The 14,231-nt window shown below is 54.1% G+C and carries 17 protein-coding genes; 3 read left to right on the top strand and 14 right to left on the bottom strand.

Annotated features, from left to right (window positions below; translation table 11 throughout):
* Positions 1 to 11: 11 nt before the first annotated feature.
* From flgK to flgB, 10 genes are read right to left on the bottom strand one after another with little or no spacing between them, the layout of a single operon-like run.
* Positions 12 to 1,745 (bottom strand): flagellar hook-associated protein FlgK, encoded by a 1,734-nt coding sequence (gene flgK, locus FCS97_RS15270; protein ID WP_138519306.1) that lies wholly within the window; start codon positions 1,743 to 1,745, stop codon positions 12 to 14.
* A gap of 30 nt (positions 1,746 to 1,775) precedes the next feature.
* Positions 1,776 to 2,189 carry a rod-binding protein gene (locus FCS97_RS15265; RefSeq protein ID WP_138519305.1) on the bottom strand — a complete coding sequence of 138 codons (414 nt, stop codon included), beginning with the start codon at positions 2,187 to 2,189 and terminating at the stop codon, positions 1,776 to 1,778.
* Positions 2,190 to 3,335, bottom strand: a complete 1,146-nt coding sequence (locus tag FCS97_RS15260; RefSeq protein WP_138519304.1) for a flagellar basal body P-ring protein FlgI — start codon at positions 3,333 to 3,335, stop codon at positions 2,190 to 2,192.
* A gap of 13 nt (positions 3,336 to 3,348) precedes the next feature.
* Positions 3,349 to 4,038, bottom strand: coding sequence for a flagellar basal body L-ring protein FlgH (locus FCS97_RS15255; RefSeq protein WP_246066398.1), 690 nt, complete (start codon positions 4,036 to 4,038; stop codon positions 3,349 to 3,351).
* A 48-nt stretch (positions 4,039 to 4,086) separates the two neighbouring features.
* Complete coding sequence (flgG, locus tag FCS97_RS15250) at positions 4,087 to 4,869, bottom strand: flagellar basal-body rod protein FlgG (RefSeq protein WP_138519303.1); 783 nt, start codon at positions 4,867 to 4,869, stop codon at positions 4,087 to 4,089.
* Positions 4,870 to 4,882: 13 nt separating this feature from the next.
* The gene (gene flgF, locus FCS97_RS15245; RefSeq protein ID WP_138519302.1) at positions 4,883 to 5,620 is read right to left on the bottom strand and encodes a flagellar basal-body rod protein FlgF; all 738 of its coding nucleotides are present in this window, start codon (positions 5,618 to 5,620) and stop codon (positions 4,883 to 4,885) included.
* A 25-nt stretch (positions 5,621 to 5,645) separates the two neighbouring features.
* The gene (gene flgE / locus FCS97_RS15240) at positions 5,646 to 6,959 is read right to left on the bottom strand and encodes a flagellar hook protein FlgE (RefSeq protein WP_138519301.1); all 1,314 of its coding nucleotides are present in this window, start codon (positions 6,957 to 6,959) and stop codon (positions 5,646 to 5,648) included.
* A gap of 26 nt (positions 6,960 to 6,985) precedes the next feature.
* A complete protein-coding gene (locus FCS97_RS15235) occupies positions 6,986 to 7,657 on the bottom strand; it encodes a flagellar hook assembly protein FlgD (protein ID WP_138519300.1) in 672 nt (223 codons plus the stop codon).
* Positions 7,658 to 7,670: 13 nt separating this feature from the next.
* The gene (flgC, locus tag FCS97_RS15230) at positions 7,671 to 8,093 is read right to left on the bottom strand and encodes a flagellar basal body rod protein FlgC (protein WP_138519299.1); all 423 of its coding nucleotides are present in this window, start codon (positions 8,091 to 8,093) and stop codon (positions 7,671 to 7,673) included.
* A 16-nt stretch (positions 8,094 to 8,109) separates the two neighbouring features.
* Positions 8,110 to 8,562 carry a flagellar basal body rod protein FlgB gene (gene flgB / locus FCS97_RS15225; protein WP_138519298.1) on the bottom strand — a complete coding sequence of 151 codons (453 nt, stop codon included), beginning with the start codon at positions 8,560 to 8,562 and terminating at the stop codon, positions 8,110 to 8,112.
* A gap of 191 nt (positions 8,563 to 8,753) precedes the next feature.
* Between flgB and flgA the strand changes: the two genes are divergently transcribed.
* The 3 genes from flgA to flgN all read left to right on the top strand — a co-directional run bounded on the left by flgA (position 8,754) and on the right by flgN (position 10,395).
* Positions 8,754 to 9,458 (top strand): flagellar basal body P-ring formation chaperone FlgA, encoded by a 705-nt coding sequence (flgA, locus tag FCS97_RS15220; RefSeq protein WP_138519297.1) that lies wholly within the window; start codon positions 8,754 to 8,756, stop codon positions 9,456 to 9,458.
* A 114-nt stretch (positions 9,459 to 9,572) separates the two neighbouring features.
* Positions 9,573 to 9,863: a flagellar biosynthesis anti-sigma factor FlgM gene (gene flgM / locus FCS97_RS15215; RefSeq protein ID WP_138519296.1), complete on the top strand. Its 291-nt coding sequence runs from the start codon at positions 9,573 to 9,575 to the stop codon at positions 9,861 to 9,863.
* A 16-nt stretch (positions 9,864 to 9,879) separates the two neighbouring features.
* Positions 9,880 to 10,395, top strand: coding sequence for a flagellar protein FlgN (flgN, locus tag FCS97_RS15210; protein ID WP_138519295.1), 516 nt, complete (start codon positions 9,880 to 9,882; stop codon positions 10,393 to 10,395).
* Here flgN and FCS97_RS15205 read toward each other — a convergent pair.
* The 4 genes from FCS97_RS15205 to FCS97_RS15190 are packed head-to-tail and all read right to left on the bottom strand — an operon-like array spanning position 10,370 to position 14,229.
* Positions 10,370 to 10,810 (bottom strand): response regulator, encoded by a 441-nt coding sequence (locus tag FCS97_RS15205; RefSeq protein WP_008251752.1) that lies wholly within the window; start codon positions 10,808 to 10,810, stop codon positions 10,370 to 10,372. The two genes, flgN and FCS97_RS15205, sit on opposite strands and share 26 nt — an antisense overlap.
* Before the next feature lie 13 nt (positions 10,811 to 10,823).
* Positions 10,824 to 12,722, bottom strand: coding sequence for a sensor histidine kinase (locus FCS97_RS15200; RefSeq protein ID WP_138519294.1), 1,899 nt, complete (start codon positions 12,720 to 12,722; stop codon positions 10,824 to 10,826).
* A 6-nt stretch (positions 12,723 to 12,728) separates the two neighbouring features.
* On the bottom strand, positions 12,729 to 13,445 hold the full coding sequence (locus tag FCS97_RS15195; protein WP_138519293.1) for an RNA polymerase sigma factor FliA: 717 nt from the start codon (positions 13,443 to 13,445) through the stop codon (positions 12,729 to 12,731).
* 25 nt (positions 13,446 to 13,470) lie between these two features.
* Complete coding sequence (locus FCS97_RS15190) at positions 13,471 to 14,229, bottom strand: hypothetical protein (protein ID WP_138519292.1); 759 nt, start codon at positions 14,227 to 14,229, stop codon at positions 13,471 to 13,473.
* Between the last annotated feature and the right edge of the window lie 2 nt (positions 14,230 to 14,231).

Below are 14,231 nucleotides of genomic sequence, written 5' to 3'. Positions count from 1 at the left end.
TTGAAACCCGATCAGAACATGCTGAGGATTTGATCAAACAATTCTTTGGACAGTGAAATAACTCGCCCGGAAGCCTGGTAAGCCTGTTGAAACTTGATCAGGTTGGCCGCTTCTTCATCCATGTTGACGCCCTGCAAGGCATCGCGTGAATCGGCCACCTGGTTCAACACGGTCTCGCGTGACTCTGCAGCCAGATTGAATTCACGGGTTTTGTTGCCCACGCGGCTGACCAATTGGTTGAACCCGTCCGAAATGGAAACTCCCGCTGAGTTATTGGACTGAGACAGGGTGCGTGCAGTCTGCAACGCAGCGACCTTCAAAATATTTTCGTTGTTACCGATGCTGGGGTTGACGGCGGAAGACGCTGCCACCTCAGAAGGCCGATTGAGCGCAGTGCGCATGTTCAAGGCGGCTTCACGCACAGGCATCAGCACAAAACGATCGCCTTCCTGCGGCGTGGCATTGCTCAACTGGAAGCTGAGCAATGGTGCACCTGCGGGGTCGCGAATTTCATAGTAATCACCGCCTGGGTCAGTCACCAATGCGGCAGGAACAAACGGACCATTTGAGCCCATCTCGCGATAACGGGGCTGGCTGCCCACAATTTGAACTTCGTATTCGGCGGGCCCAAGCTTGGACAAATCAAGACCACGCATGGTGATTTGCGTCGGGTTGGCTGTGCTGTTGTTGATATTGGGCACAACGCGGGAAATGTCAGTTACAAAATTACCGCTGTTGCCGAAACTGAACAGGGCGCTGCCTGGGTTGTTGTCCAGGTCTACACCGGTGGTTTGAATATCGTTCACTGCCTGGCCAATTCGGGCGGCAAGCAGGCCAATGGTGTTTTGGTACTCGGTCAGTTCATTTTCACGAAAGCTCAGGAAACCTGCCAGTGCACCATTGCCAAGGCTGCCAGAATCAAAGGCCAGCAAACGATCCTGTCCGTTGACTTTGCTTGTCATTCCAACCAGCAAATTTTGTGGATCCTGAGGATCAACCTGTGTTTGAACCTTGAATTGAGTTGTACCTACAACCAAAGACTGCCCATTGGCCAAAAACAGATTGGTCGATCCGTCTTTCATGTCGACACGGGTGGTTTGTACCTGCTGGGACAACTCAAGAATCAATTTGTCCCGGCGGTCCATCAAATCATTGGGTGGGCCACCATTGGAGGTTTGGTTCAAGGCGGTCACGATTTGATTGTTCAACGCCGCAATTTGCGAGGTGGCGTTGTTCAGCTGCTCCACCGTGTCACGAACTTTCAGGTTGGTGGCACTGCGCAATTCGTCCATCACCGTATTCAAACCGTTGAATCGCGAAGTCAGGGTTCCAGCCGAGGACAAGTAGTTCTGACGCGCGGCCAGATCGGCCGGATTGGTCGACAGGGTTTGCGCGGCACCAAAGAAAATACTCAGGGCACTGGACAAGCCCGACGCATCGTCGGCGATCATGGCGTCGACACGGGCAATTTGCTGCGCCTTGGCATTGTAAAAAGCCGCATCGGATGTGGCTTTCTGTTCCTGTGCATTGATGAAATCGGAATACACCCGCTGCACGGAAGCAATGTCAACGCCCTGGCCAATATAGCCAATGTCGCTGCCCGTGGAGGGACGCGACTGTTGAATCACCTGCTGGCGATTAAAACCAACGGTGTTGCTGTTCGCAATGTTGTGCGAGGTGGTGGATAGCCCTGCCCGGGCCGCATTCAGGCCGCTGAGCGCAATTCCGTAAACCGAGTTAGACATGATTCAGGATCCTTTGGTGTCTTGAACGACTTAACGGTCAGTTTTCGGGAAAGTTGAGGGGAAGTCTTTCTTGATCTGCCCTGGCGGGAAAATGGTTTGCTCGCCACCCACGCCTGCACCGGCTTTTAACTGCCGTGCAATTTCGCCAGCAAGGCCCAAACCCTTGCCCGACAGTTTCTGAACCAGTTCCTGGTCGTACATGCCCTGATAGGTTTTGGTGCTGGAATCGGTGAACAAACCGCCCTCGGGTGTGGCATCGCGCATGCTTTTCAAGGCCATCTGCAGAAAAATGGATTCGAACTGCACGGCCACCTTGTCAACTGCTGCATTGAACTCCTCGCTGCCCCGTTCGGAGCGCGCACCGCGCTTCAAGCCTTCCAGGCTGCGGGAGTCCATGGACAGCATTTGCTGGGTATCAAGCGGCTTGTTCGACAATGGCGTCATTTAGATCACCTCAAGTTCAGCTTTCAGGCTGCCAGCGGTTTGCATGGCCTGCAAAATCGAGATCAGATCGCTGGGCGTAGCGCCCAAGGCATTCAAGGCTTTGACCACATCGGACAACTGGGCGGCCCCCTTGATCTCAATCAACTCGCCACCGGCTTCGGAAATTTGAATATCGGCCACCTCAGTCACCACGGTTTCGCCCTGACCAAATGGCGCAGGTTGTGAAATAACCGGGGTAGAAGTAATTTTGACGGTGAGGTTGCCATGTGCCACGGCGCAGCTTTCCAGCATCACGGCCTGATTCATGACCACCGAACCCGTGCGTGCATTCACAATGACCTTGGCACTGCCCATGGCTTTGTTGATGCTCAGTTCCTGAACACGCGACAAAAACGCCACGCGGTCGTTGGGGTTGGAGGGTGCACGAACCTTGATGGTGCGGCCGTCGAGCGCTTGGGCCACGTTCGGGCCCATGTTGTTGTTAATTGCCTCGGCCACGCGAATGGCGTTGGAAAAATCGGTTGTCGTCAATTCCAGCTGCAGGGTTTCTCCCAGCAGGAAGGGCGAGGCCACTTCACGTTCAACCAAGGCACCCGCCGGAATACGGCCTGCTGACAAGTGGTTGATCACTGTTTTGGAACCACCTGCAGAAGCACCTGCACCACCCACAATCAATTGGCCTTGGGCCAGTGCGTATACCTGACCGTCTGCACCTTTCAAGGGGGTCATCAACAACATGCCGCCACGCAGGCTTTTGGCATTGCCGATGGAGGACACAGTGACATCGATGGCCTGGCCGGGTTGCGCAAAGGCAGGCAGATTGGCGGTGACCATGACCGAAGCGACGTTCTTCAATTGCAAATTGGCACCCGGTGGCAAGGTGATGCCCGACTGCTGCAGCATGGAGACAATGCTTTGGCTGGTAAATGGTGTTTGTGTGGTTTGGTCGCCGGTGCCATCCAGGCCGATCACAATGCCGTAGCCATACACTGGGTTGGAGCGCACGCCAGACACGGTGACCAGGTCGCGAATTCGGGTTTGTGCGTCAGCTTGTGTGCCAAACGCCATGACCGCAGCGGCGGTCAAGGCGAGCACAACGCCTTTGATAATTCGGTCTTTCAATTCCGGCAAGGAAATGCGTTTCATGGTGAGGTCCAGTTCAGAAAGGCAACACGGTCAGGAAAAAGCGGCTCAACCAGCCCATGGCTGTGGCAGAGTCCAAGGCACCTTTCCCGCGGTATTCAATACGTGCGTCGGCGACCTTGGTGCTGGGCACCACATTGCCGGGCAAAATGGTAATGGGATTCACAACGCCGCTGAATTTCAGGTATTCCACTTCACGATTGGTACCAATCTGTTTTTCGCCTACCACTTGCAAGTTGCCGTTGGGCAGCACGCTGGCCACGGTCACTGTGATGGAACCAGTCAGTGTATTGGCGGCGCGGCTGGAGCCTTCGCCAGAAAAGTCTTTGTCGCTGCTGGCACTGCCGTTGATTGCACGCAAGTCACGGCTACCAAAGAAGCCTTGAATCAAGGGAATATCAATGCTGGCAGAGTCGCTGCGGGAAGCGCTCATGGAGTTGGTTTGCGCGGCGTTGATCTGTTCAATAATTTGAATGGTCAGTGTGTCACCCAAAAACCGGGCGCGCTGGTCTTCAAACAGGGGGCGATAGGTGGCCGGGCTGTACAGACTACCCGTGGGGGCAGCCATGGCCAGTTGGTCCGGCTGCTGCACCGGTTGCGGCACGGTTGTTTTCTCGGGCATGTCAACTTTCGGTGCGAAAGTTGAACAAGCCCCTAAAGTTATCGAGAACACTGCCGTTAAACCGATTAGAACCAAACTTTTCATGCCATACACTCCATCAGAACACGTTCAGTGTGACTGAGGTTTTAAAAATCAAAGCTGAGATAAGCGCTGTAACATCTGGTCAGATGTGGAGATTGCCTTGGAATTGATTTCGTAAGCGCGCTGGGCCTGAATCAAACCCACCAGTTCTTCCACCACATTCACGTTCGATGTTTCCACGAAACCCTGGGAGATGAAACCCACGCCGTTGGTACCCGCCACAGCTTGTGTGGGCGCGCCAGAAGCCGCTGTTTCTGAATACAGGTTTTGGCCCATGCTGAACAAACCGGCCGGGTTCACAAAACTGGCCAACTGAATTTGACCCAGTTCCTGAGGTTGTACCTGGCCCTGCACCACGGCAGACACCACACCATCCTGAGAAATGGAAATTTCCTGCACGCCTTGGGGAATGGTGACTGGCCCAAGAACAGGATAGCCGTTGGATGTGACCAGGGTGCCGTTGGCGTCAATCTGAATGCTGCCGTCGCGGGTGTAGCTGGTGGTGCCATCGGGCATTTGCACTTGAAAGAAACCTTGGCCATTGATGGCGACATCAAGCGTGTTGCCGGTTTGCTGCAAGTTACCCTGCGCAAAATTACGCACCGTTGAAACCGGCTTTACACCAGTACCAATTTGCAGGCCAGAAGGCACTTGAGTTTGCTCGGTGGTTTGTGCACCGGGCTGGCGCAGTGTTTGATACAACAAATCTTCGAACACAGCGCGCGAGCGTTTAAAGCCGTTGGTGGCTGTGTTGGCCAGGTTGTTGGAAATAACATCAAGCTGGGTTTGCTGGGCATCCAGACCTGTTTTTGCAATCCACAAAGAACGCATCATGGTGGGTTTCTCCTTAGTTCATGCCAAACAGGCTGTTGGCGGCCTGGCCGTTTTCTTTGGCCGTGCTGATCATTTTCATTTGGGTTTCATACTGGCGGGCTGCGGTGATCATTTGCACCATCATGTCCACTGCATTCACGTTGCTGCTTTCAATGAAGCCGCCTGCAACACGCACATTCAAATCGGCTTCCGCGGGGTCACCGTTGGCGGCGCGGAACAAGCCGTCGTCGCCCCGGTTGATTTCACCTTCGGGGATATTCACCAGTTTCAGGCGGCCCAGTTGAACCACATTGGTGTCGCCACCCAGCGGAATCGCAGACACCGAACCATCGCCTTCAAACGACAAGCGATGATCTGGCGGCACATTGATCGGGCCATTGCTGCCGATGACTGAATAACCTTCCTGGGTCACCAGGTTGCCTTGGCCATCCAGTTGAAAGGAACCGTTGCGGGTGTAGGCCTCGTTGCCTTTGGCGTCGTTGACTGCAAACCAGCCCTCGCCTTGAATGGCCACGTCCATTTCCCGACCCGTGGACTGGATTTGTCCTGGCGTGGTATCGAAGCCAATGCTGGTTTCCACCGCAAAGCTTCGGGAACCACTGCCCTCGCCGGTGACCGGCGCACTTTGAAACGCCATGAGTTGTTGCCGAAACCCGGGCGTGTTCACGTTGGCCAGGTTGTTGGCAATGTTCTCTTGGCGAGACATTGTGCCTTTGGCGGCTTGGGCGGCCAGGAAAATCAGTTTGTCCATGTGTGCAATCCCGCTTCAGTTCACATTAACGAAGGTTGGTAATGGTCTGGAAAATCGAGTCTTGTGTTTTGATGGTCTGTGAGTTGGCCTGATAAACCCGCTGTGCGGAAATCATCGCAACCAATTCAGCTGTCAAATCAATGTTCGACTCTTCCAAAGCGCCCGACTGAATAATGCCGAAGGCAGTGTCTTCACTCAGCGACACCAGTTCGGGGCCAGACGAGTTGGTAGCCAACCAGCCGTTTGAACCCACTGGCTGCAGGCCTTCGGGATTCGGGAAGCGATACAGGCCAATTTGCGCATGGTTTACCAACTGGCCGTTTGCATAGCTGATGGTCAGCATGCCGTTGGCGCCCACATCAAAGCCCGCAAATGGAGAAGACTCAAAACCGTCTTGACCCAGGTTTTGCACCACAAATGAGCTGCCGTACTGCGTGGTGTTGCTCATATTGAAAGTGAACTGGTTGGGTGCAGTGCCAGTGGAAGAAAACGGCACGCCGCTCGCGGTCACGAAACGCGACATGTCCACAGTCAGGTTGCCGGTGTTGGGTGTAGTCAGCAAACCATCGACGCCATATTGCAGGTTGGCTGAAGTGGATTGCGCTGGCGCAGCAGTTACTGCCACGGGTGACGCACCAATGTCCACTTGCGTGCCGTCGACGGTGGCAAATACGGACCAATCGTTCGACGCTTCCTTACGCATGTAAACCGCCATAATGTGCGCGCCGCCCAACTCGTCATACACCGTCATCGATGTTGAGTTGTTGAAGGTGTTCAAGTTGGCTGGATCGAATGTCAGTGCAGGATCAATGGCTGTAGCACGTGCATCCAGGTTCAATTCCAGACGACCTGAACGTGTAGCAGCCGGAGGAATGCTGCCACGTGGAACCAGAATGTTTTGCGCCACATCGGATGGGCGACCTGTGGCGGCATCCACCGGGAAGCCCTGCAACCTGTCACCGCGAGAGTTCACAATCACGCCTTCGTTGTTCAAGGTGAACTGACCGTTGCGGGTGTAAATGTTGTCACCGTTGCCTGCCTGCACCTTGAAAAAACCGGTGCCACTGATGGCCAGGTCCAAAGGATTGCCGGTCACATTGATGTTGCCCTGCTTGAAGTTTTGTGTAACCGCAGCCAGGCTGGTACCGAGGCCAATGCCATTGGTGGAACGCGCGCCGTTGAAGGCACGGGCAAACACATCAGAGAACTCTGCCTCGGATCCTTTAAAGCCGACCACGCTGGCGTTGGACACGTTGTTTGCAATCACTTCCAAACCACGCTGTGCCGCGTTCAGACCACTCAAACCCTGCTGGAAACTACCGCCTGCTGAAAAAGCCATGTTTGACTCCTTGAAAAATCTTTAATTTAGAAAACCTGCTTGATGTCTGCGAAGCTGACTTCGCCGCCATTGCTGGTTAAAAGTTTGGTGCCTTCCGCGCCGGCATTGCGCACGCCCTGAACCACAGACAGGGTCAGAGGTGTCACGCTGGCGTCCTTGCCTGCTGCTTTTGCTTCAATCTCGAACTTGTAATTCCCGACTGGCAGGGTGCTTCCATCGTTGCTTTTGCCGTCCCACTCAAACTGGTGCGTGCCTTTGGACTGTGGGCCCAGGTCAACGGTGCGAACCACATTGGCACCTGCATCCAGCACATTCACACGCAGAATGTCGACGCTTTGATTCAACTCCATGGAGCCCACGGCTTTGCCATCGACCAAGGTCAGGTCGCTGCCCTCGGTGAGCACCGCGCGGCCCAGCATGCTGGTGGCCTGGATGGTTTGGTTTGCATTCAGCGAAGCGGACACACCTTCCATGGTGGTGTTCAGTTTGTTGATGCCGGTGACCGTGTTCAATTGCGCCATTTGGCTGGTGACCTGCGCGTTGTCCATCGGGGCCAGTGGGTCCTGGTTTTTCAACTGGGCCACCAACAAGGACATGAAACGTTCCTGAATCGCTTCAGGGCTGTTCTCATCGACTCTCTTTTTGGCTGCTGTGGCGCCGCTGTTGTTACCCAGTGCGGAAGTTACATCAATCGTCATTTTTCATTGCTCCTTACTGGTTGCCCATGTTCAAGGTTTTCAACATCAACTGTTTGGCGGTGTTCATGACTTCAGCATTGGTCTGGTAGCTGCGGGAAGCAGCCAGCATGTCCACCATTTCTTCCACTGCATTCACATTTGGCATGTACACGTAGCCATCCTGATCTGCCATCGGGTGCTTGGGATCAAACATCTTCTTGGCTTCTGTTTTGTCTTCAACAATGTCTTTGACCTGCACGTTTTCGGCCAGCGAGGCCTTGCCGGGTGCGGCCTTTTGAAGCACCGCCTCGAACACCACCTTGCGGGCCTGGTAAACCGAATTGGGATCGCCTGCTGCGGTGTCGACATTGGCGAGGTTGCTGGCCACTGTGTTCAAGCGCGTGGTTTGTGCCTGCATGGCACCACCGGCAAGTTTGAAAGAGTTGAATAGCGACATGTGTTTCCCCTATGCCTTATTGGTTGCCCGAGCCCATGGCCTGCTTCAAGGAAGAAATTCTTCCATTGATGGTGCGCAGGGCGGCTTCGTACTTCACGGTGTTTTCTGCAAACGCGGCACGCTCGCGGTCAATGTCGACCGAGTTGCCGTCAATGGCGGCATTGTTGCCACGGCGAAACTGCAACATCTCGGAAGTGGTCATGCCCGCATTGCCTTTGCCGGTAATGTGGCCCTGGTGGGTCACCGCCAATGCACCTGCGCCGTTGCCCATGCCAGGATTTGAAGGTGTTCCCATGGAGCCCTTCTCGCCTGTGGCTGCTTTCAGTGCACTTTGAAAGTCGAAATCGACTGCTTTGTAATTGGGGGTGTCTACGTTGGAAATGTTGGAGGTCAATACCTCTTGCCGACGCGCTCTGAGTTTCAGGGCCTCGGCAGAGAACTGCATTGCATCAGTAAGTTTGTCCAACATCGTTGAATCCTTCATACACGGACGGATGAATGGATTATTGAATTGATGCTGTCAAATCAAAGTGAAGATAAAGGGGGGAAAGGGTGCTCTTTTTCTGCTTAGGGTGCAGCAAGCTCCCGCCTAGGATGTTGTCATCGAGGCAGAAATTATTTCTTACAGTGACTTTTACGGCAGCAACGCCCAGAACTTGAATGAAATTTCACACTTTTTTTAACATCGCATTTCACGCATTGATAGGCCTGGTGCTTATTCAAGCCAATGCTGCGCAGGCCGACAGTTCTCGCTGGGTGACTGAAACCCAACTGACCGAACTGGTGGACCCTGCGCTGCTGCCACCCGGCGCCAGTGTGGATGTGAAGTTTGTCAAAGCAGATGAACGAATTGGCAGCCTGCAATGCCCTGCCGCACTGTTTGCCAATACTGCGGGCAACAAAATGTGGGGGCGCACCTATGTGCGTGTGCAATGTGTAGGCTCGGACACCGCACCCTTTTTTGTGGGTGTTGATGTGAAAGTATGGGCACCCGTTCTGGTGGTGAAAGCCACGGTTCAATCCGGGCAAGCCGTGGGATTGAATGATGTTGAGTTCCGAACCATGGACTTGAGCCAGCTTAGTCATGGCTGGGTCAGTGACCTTGCACATTTAAACAACAAGACCGCTGCACGACAACTGTGGCCAGGCACGCTGTTGAAACACGATTATTTGCGCGGTCAGGCTTTGGTAAAAAACGGCGACACGGTCAAAGTGATGATGAAGGGACCGGGCTTTGCAATTGGAGGCACGGCAGTGGCAATGGGTGAAGCTGAGCTTGGCGAGGTGGTGAAAATCAAAACAGCCCAGGGCAAAATTCTTCACGGGGTGGCACGCGATGCCTTGCTGGTTGAGGTTAGTTTGTAGGTGTACCCCCCAAAAAGTAGGAATTCTTTCGAGAATTCGTTAAAGTTAGGTGGAATCGAGCCGTTAAGAAAACATACGAAACCCACTTAGGCTCTGCCCAATGCGGAGGACATCATGAGTATTAACAGAATAAACCCGGGAAGCAACCCGATCGACAAGTTGACCAAGCCACAAGGTGGCAGCAAGTCGGCAACGGTTGGCTCCACAGAAAAAACCAGTTCGGAAGGCGCAGTAGCCAAGCTTTCCGGGCAATCCAGTGAACTGAGCGCAGCAGGTGCGCCGTTCAATGCCGAGAAAGTGGCCGAGATCAAAGAGGCCATTAGCAAAGGCGAGTTCAAGGTCAATGCCGAAGCAGTTGCAGCCAAGGTAATTGAAAGTGCTCGCGAGTTGCTTGGTCAAAAGTAACCGAGGATTGAAGATTATGTCGCACGCAGACGCAGCAAAAAATTTGTACCGCAACCTGGCCTATGAATGTGACATGGCCATGGCGCTGGTTGACATCTTGCTTGAAGAGCAGGCGTGCCTCGTGAAACTTCAAACCACCGAGCTGAACAGCCTGGCACTTCGCAAAGAAGCCATGATGCTGGAGCTGGAGAAACGTTACCTCAACAACGTGCAACTGGCCAAGGCTGAAGGCTTTCAACCCAATATGGATGGCATTGCCTTGTGGGCCGACGTGTTGGCCGCACATGAGCCCCGCCTGTTGGGTACCTACTCAACCCTGCGCACTACCCTGAGCCACGCACAACGTTTGAACAAAACGAACGGCGAACTGGTGACAGAACAACTGGCTGGTTTGCAGGAAAGAATTTCAATTTTGACTGCGGCTGCAGTGGCTGAACAAAAGCCCACCGCCAGTGACACATACGGACCCAAGGGCGGTATGAGCCAGTCAGCCCTGACCGGTGGTACTATGCCCCGCGCGGTAATTCGTTGATCGTTAGCCAATAAGACACCAGTGCAGAAATTCGGGTCAGGTACTGATCGAATTGCACTGGCTTGACTGCAAAACTGTTGACCCCCAACTCATAAGACCGCTTCACATCGCTGATTTCTCGCGATGAAGACAGCACAACAATCGGCATGGTTTTAAACACATCATGCGAACGCAAAAACTTCAACACTTCCAGACCATCCAGCTTGGGCAGTTTCAGATCCAGCAATACCAACTTGGGTAAATTCAAGGCGGCGCTGTCTTTGGGGTGATCCTCCATCAATTGCTTGAAATATTCGATGGCCCGTTCTCCGTCCTCCAGCAACACCGTGGTTGAACTTGAGGAGGTTTTACGCACCACGCGCAAAGCGAGGTCTGCGTCGTTGGAGTTGTCGTCAACCAGTACTACATCTGCCATGGCAAATATCCTTTTAGTCAGTCAGGTCGGCGTGCTCAGGCAAGGTGAAGGTGAAACAGGCCCCCTGCCCCAGCCCACCCGTGGCGCTGATTTCGCCGCCGTGACGCTCGATGATTCGTTTGACAATGGCCAGGCCCACGCCGGTGCCATCGAAATCTTTTTTGTGATGCAAACGTTCAAACACATTGAACAGTTTGTCGGCATATTTCATGTCGAAGCCGGCACCATTGTCGGTCACGCTGAAGCGGTAAAAACGCCCTACTTTTTCGCATTCAATGGCGACTCTCGGCTGTTCGGCCTTGCTGCTGAACTTCAAGGCATTGTCGATCAAATTCATCCACACCTGTTTGAGCAACACCGGGTCGGCATAGACTGGTGGCAACTCGCACAATTCCACGACATTTTTTCTTCGGGCATCAAGCTGATCCAGAATTTGATCCAGCAGTTGTTGTTGATCAACACGCACTCGCGCAACATCGGTTCGCAACAAGCGGGAAAAGTCGAGCAGGCCATCAATCAATCCGCCCATCTGGCGAGCATTGTTGCTGATTCGGTCGAGCAGGCCACGCGCATCCTCGGGCAGGCTTTCCGCGAAATCTTCTTTCAAGATGCTGGAAAAACCATCAATGGCGCGAAGTGGGGCACGCAGGTCGTGAGACACGGTGTAGGTGAATGCTTCCAGTTCAGAGTTGCTGCGGGTAAGCTCGGCAGTCCGGTCGTTGATTCGTTGTTCGAGCGTGCCATTCAAACCCTGTAAATCGTCTTCGAAAACCCGGCGCTCGACACACAGCCCCAGCAGGCGAATGGCGGTGAGCACACGCAACACATCGTCATGCCCGGTGTTGTCGACACCTTGCTGGGCCACCATGATCCAGTACTCGGGCTGATTCGGCTCCCTGGCTTTTCGAAGGGCGAACCACACCGCGCTTATGCCCAATTCAGTGGCCCAATTGTCCTCGAAATAATGCTCGGTTTTCATTTTGGCGAGCCACACCAGGCCGTGTTGATCGTGACCTTCCAGGGGCTCGCACAGTTGTTCTGCGTTGTCCCAAAATGCCTGCCCTTTTTCAAATGGCATGCGCAAATTCGGATTGGTGCCCCGAACCCGCCAGTGGTTGTGTTCAGACTTGTCCCTGAAACCCAGCACCACTTCAGCATGCACGGTCAGGCAGTTTTTAAGGCCACGGGCGTAAGAGGCCGCCAATTCCGGAATGGGCGCAGACAGCAAAACGCCTTGCAGCAAGGAACGTTGCAAAGACAGCAGTTGTTCATTCAGCCGTTTCTGCGTGCGGTCAGAGGACACGCCCATGTAGCCCACGAAATCACCGTTGGCGTTGTACAGGGGGCGCCCTGTCGATTCAAAAATGATGCGCTCATGGTTCTGGGGCCAGTATTCAAAACAGACCCGATCAAAGGGCTGGTGGCTGTCGAGCAGTTCTTTGAAACTATCCCAGTTGTAACGCGGGTCGATACACTTCAAGCCTTCCACATCCCAGCGGGCCAGGCCATCGAAGGGCAATTTGAAACCACTGCGGGAATTGCTGTTTTGGTCTTTGCCCCGGTAAATGATTCGCACAATGGTGTGGGCAGAATCCTGCTGCCAGTACCAATCGCCAGACAGCTCCATCAAGCGGCGCAACTGGCTTTCAGACTGAATGGATGAGCGGATGATTTCAAGCAGGCCCGACATGAGCTTGTTGCCCATGAACCAGGCGCCCAGCACGCCAAAAGCCAACGTGAGCAAAATGGTCAAATTCCAGTTGGCAGGGTCGGATGTGGTGGCTGCCATGTAAAAGGCAGCAAGTGCCAAAGGACCAATGCCGGTGAGAATGACCAGAACCAGGGAGCGATTGACCCTGGTGCGAGATTGCTCAAAGGTTTTCGGTTTTCCCTGGGCTTTGGGATCAGCCATGTGTGCTTAGTGTTCGCGAAGCTTGGCTTTGAGGCGACTGACTGCCTGTGTGTGCAACTGGCACACCCGGGACTCGGTCACGCCAAGGACAGCGGCGATTTCACGGAAGTTTAACTCTTGCTCATAATACAGTCCCATGAGCATTTTTTCACGTTCAGGCAGGTCTTCAATGGCCTGAATCAGGTTTTCCCGGAAACGTTGGTCACCCAGCATTTCAAGCGGATTGGCCTCTTCGTCGCCACCAATTTGGCGATCCAGATAGCCCTCACCATCGCCGTCGTCTGCGTAATCGTCGTAAAACACCAGCGATGCGCCACGCGAATCGAACAACATGTCCTGATATTCATCCAGGCTTACGCCCATGACATCGGCAATCTCTTTCTCGGTGGCTGAACGCCCCAACTTCTGCTCGGCCTTGAGGGTTGCAGTTTCAATTTTTCGTTGAGCCTGGCGCACGCCGCGTGGCATCCAGTCTGCAGAACGCAGTTCATCGAGCATGGAGCCACGAATTCGCTGACTTGCATAGGTTTCGAATTGGGCGCCCTGCCCCTCTTCGAAGCGGGTAATCGCGTCCATCAGGCCGATCAGGCCGGCTTGTATGAGGTCGTCGATTTGCACGGACGCCGGTAGCTTGGCGATCAAGTGATGGGCCAACCTGCGAACCAATGGGATGTACTGGTCCACCTGCTTTGATTTGTCTAAAGTGCCCTGGGCTGTGTACATGGAGTCTGTGCTTCCTGTCTTGTTATTACGCCAGTGCGTGTTCGTCGAAAGAGCATATGGCTTTTGCGATTCGCCGACCTGCCGCAATCATCTCCCGACCGACCTGGTTCAAGGCTTTGCCCGAGGGCAAGGCTGGCAAATGCCCCGCGTATTGCAGGGGGTTGACCAGAAGGCTCGAGGTGCTTTCCAGTAAATTTGCGAACACGTGATCGGCTTCATCTGTGCTTCTTACACCTGCAACAATAACACGATGGTGAATATTTTCGTCTACCCCTTTTGAAGAACGAATGGCCTGAAAAGCACGTGTCACCGATCTTGCGGTGGGTTGTACTACCCAATACCAGTCGTCTTGCGGAGAAAAAGCCTTGGCCAGCTCAACTGCCTCATAGGGCAAGGTGGCATAAAAGCGGTCGCAGCTTACGGGCATGCGGTGAAGCTTGCCCAGCAAAGCCGCCGCTTGGGCTGGCTTTTTGGCCAGGGCTTCCAGGCCAATTCGGGCCACCACCAAGTATTGGGATTCGGCCAGCTCAAGGACCTGGTCTTCCAGGTTCAGCTTGCCGTTGAAAAACTCGACCAGGTCGATGCGGGCATGCGGTGGCAGCAATTGGGGCAAGCCGCCGGCGGACCCGTCAAACAACACAGCCGCGCGGTCAGCGCGCGCTTGCTGTTCCAATACAAAACGGGCCAGGCAGGCTGCATAATCGCTGCCCATGTCACCCAGAATCGGGTGAATGGTGGCGGCTTTGCGGCCCAACAAGTGTCGAAGTGTTTTGGCTTGATCCATAG

This window comes from Limnobacter alexandrii (assembly GCF_005871185.1).
Classification (GTDB): domain Bacteria; phylum Pseudomonadota; class Gammaproteobacteria; order Burkholderiales; family Burkholderiaceae_B; genus Limnobacter; species Limnobacter alexandrii.
This window is presented reverse-complemented; position numbering and strand designations above follow the sequence as displayed.

What these genes read in the sequence shown, in the direction of transcription:
- FCS97_RS15205 (WP_008251752.1), bottom strand. Translation starts at nt 10,810, where the DNA reads ATGGCAGATGTAGTACTGGTTGACGACAACTCCAACGACGCAGACCTC.
- FCS97_RS15190 (WP_138519292.1), bottom strand. Translation starts at nt 14,229, where the DNA reads ATGGATCAAGCCAAAACACTTCGACACTTGTTGGGCCGCAAAGCCGCC.
- FCS97_RS15200 (WP_138519294.1), bottom strand. Translation starts at nt 12,722, where the DNA reads ATGGCTGATCCCAAAGCCCAGGGAAAACCGAAAACCTTTGAGCAATCT.
- flgM (WP_138519296.1), top strand. Translation starts at nt 9,573, where the DNA reads ATGAGTATTAACAGAATAAACCCGGGAAGCAACCCGATCGACAAGTTG.
- flgC (WP_138519299.1), bottom strand. Translation starts at nt 8,093, where the DNA reads ATGTCGCTATTCAACTCTTTCAAACTTGCCGGTGGTGCCATGCAGGCA.
- FCS97_RS15195 (WP_138519293.1), bottom strand. Translation starts at nt 13,445, where the DNA reads ATGTACACAGCCCAGGGCACTTTAGACAAATCAAAGCAGGTGGACCAG.
- FCS97_RS15235 (WP_138519300.1), bottom strand. Translation starts at nt 7,657, where the DNA reads ATGACGATTGATGTAACTTCCGCACTGGGTAACAACAGCGGCGCCACA.
- flgE (WP_138519301.1), bottom strand. Translation starts at nt 6,959, where the DNA reads ATGGCTTTTTCAGCAGGCGGTAGTTTCCAGCAGGGTTTGAGTGGTCTG.
- FCS97_RS15265 (WP_138519305.1), bottom strand. Translation starts at nt 2,189, where the DNA reads ATGACGCCATTGTCGAACAAGCCGCTTGATACCCAGCAAATGCTGTCC.
- flgB (WP_138519298.1), bottom strand. Translation starts at nt 8,562, where the DNA reads ATGTTGGACAAACTTACTGATGCAATGCAGTTCTCTGCCGAGGCCCTG.
- flgA (WP_138519297.1), top strand. Translation starts at nt 8,754, where the DNA reads ATGAAATTTCACACTTTTTTTAACATCGCATTTCACGCATTGATAGGC.
- flgK (WP_138519306.1), bottom strand. Translation starts at nt 1,745, where the DNA reads ATGTCTAACTCGGTTTACGGAATTGCGCTCAGCGGCCTGAATGCGGCC.
- flgG (WP_138519303.1), bottom strand. Translation starts at nt 4,869, where the DNA reads ATGATGCGTTCTTTGTGGATTGCAAAAACAGGTCTGGATGCCCAGCAA.
- flgN (WP_138519295.1), top strand. Translation starts at nt 9,880, where the DNA reads ATGTCGCACGCAGACGCAGCAAAAAATTTGTACCGCAACCTGGCCTAT.
- FCS97_RS15255 (WP_246066398.1), bottom strand. Translation starts at nt 4,038, where the DNA reads ATGAAAAGTTTGGTTCTAATCGGTTTAACGGCAGTGTTCTCGATAACT.
- FCS97_RS15260 (WP_138519304.1), bottom strand. Translation starts at nt 3,335, where the DNA reads ATGAAACGCATTTCCTTGCCGGAATTGAAAGACCGAATTATCAAAGGC.
- flgF (WP_138519302.1), bottom strand. Translation starts at nt 5,620, where the DNA reads ATGGACAAACTGATTTTCCTGGCCGCCCAAGCCGCCAAAGGCACAATG.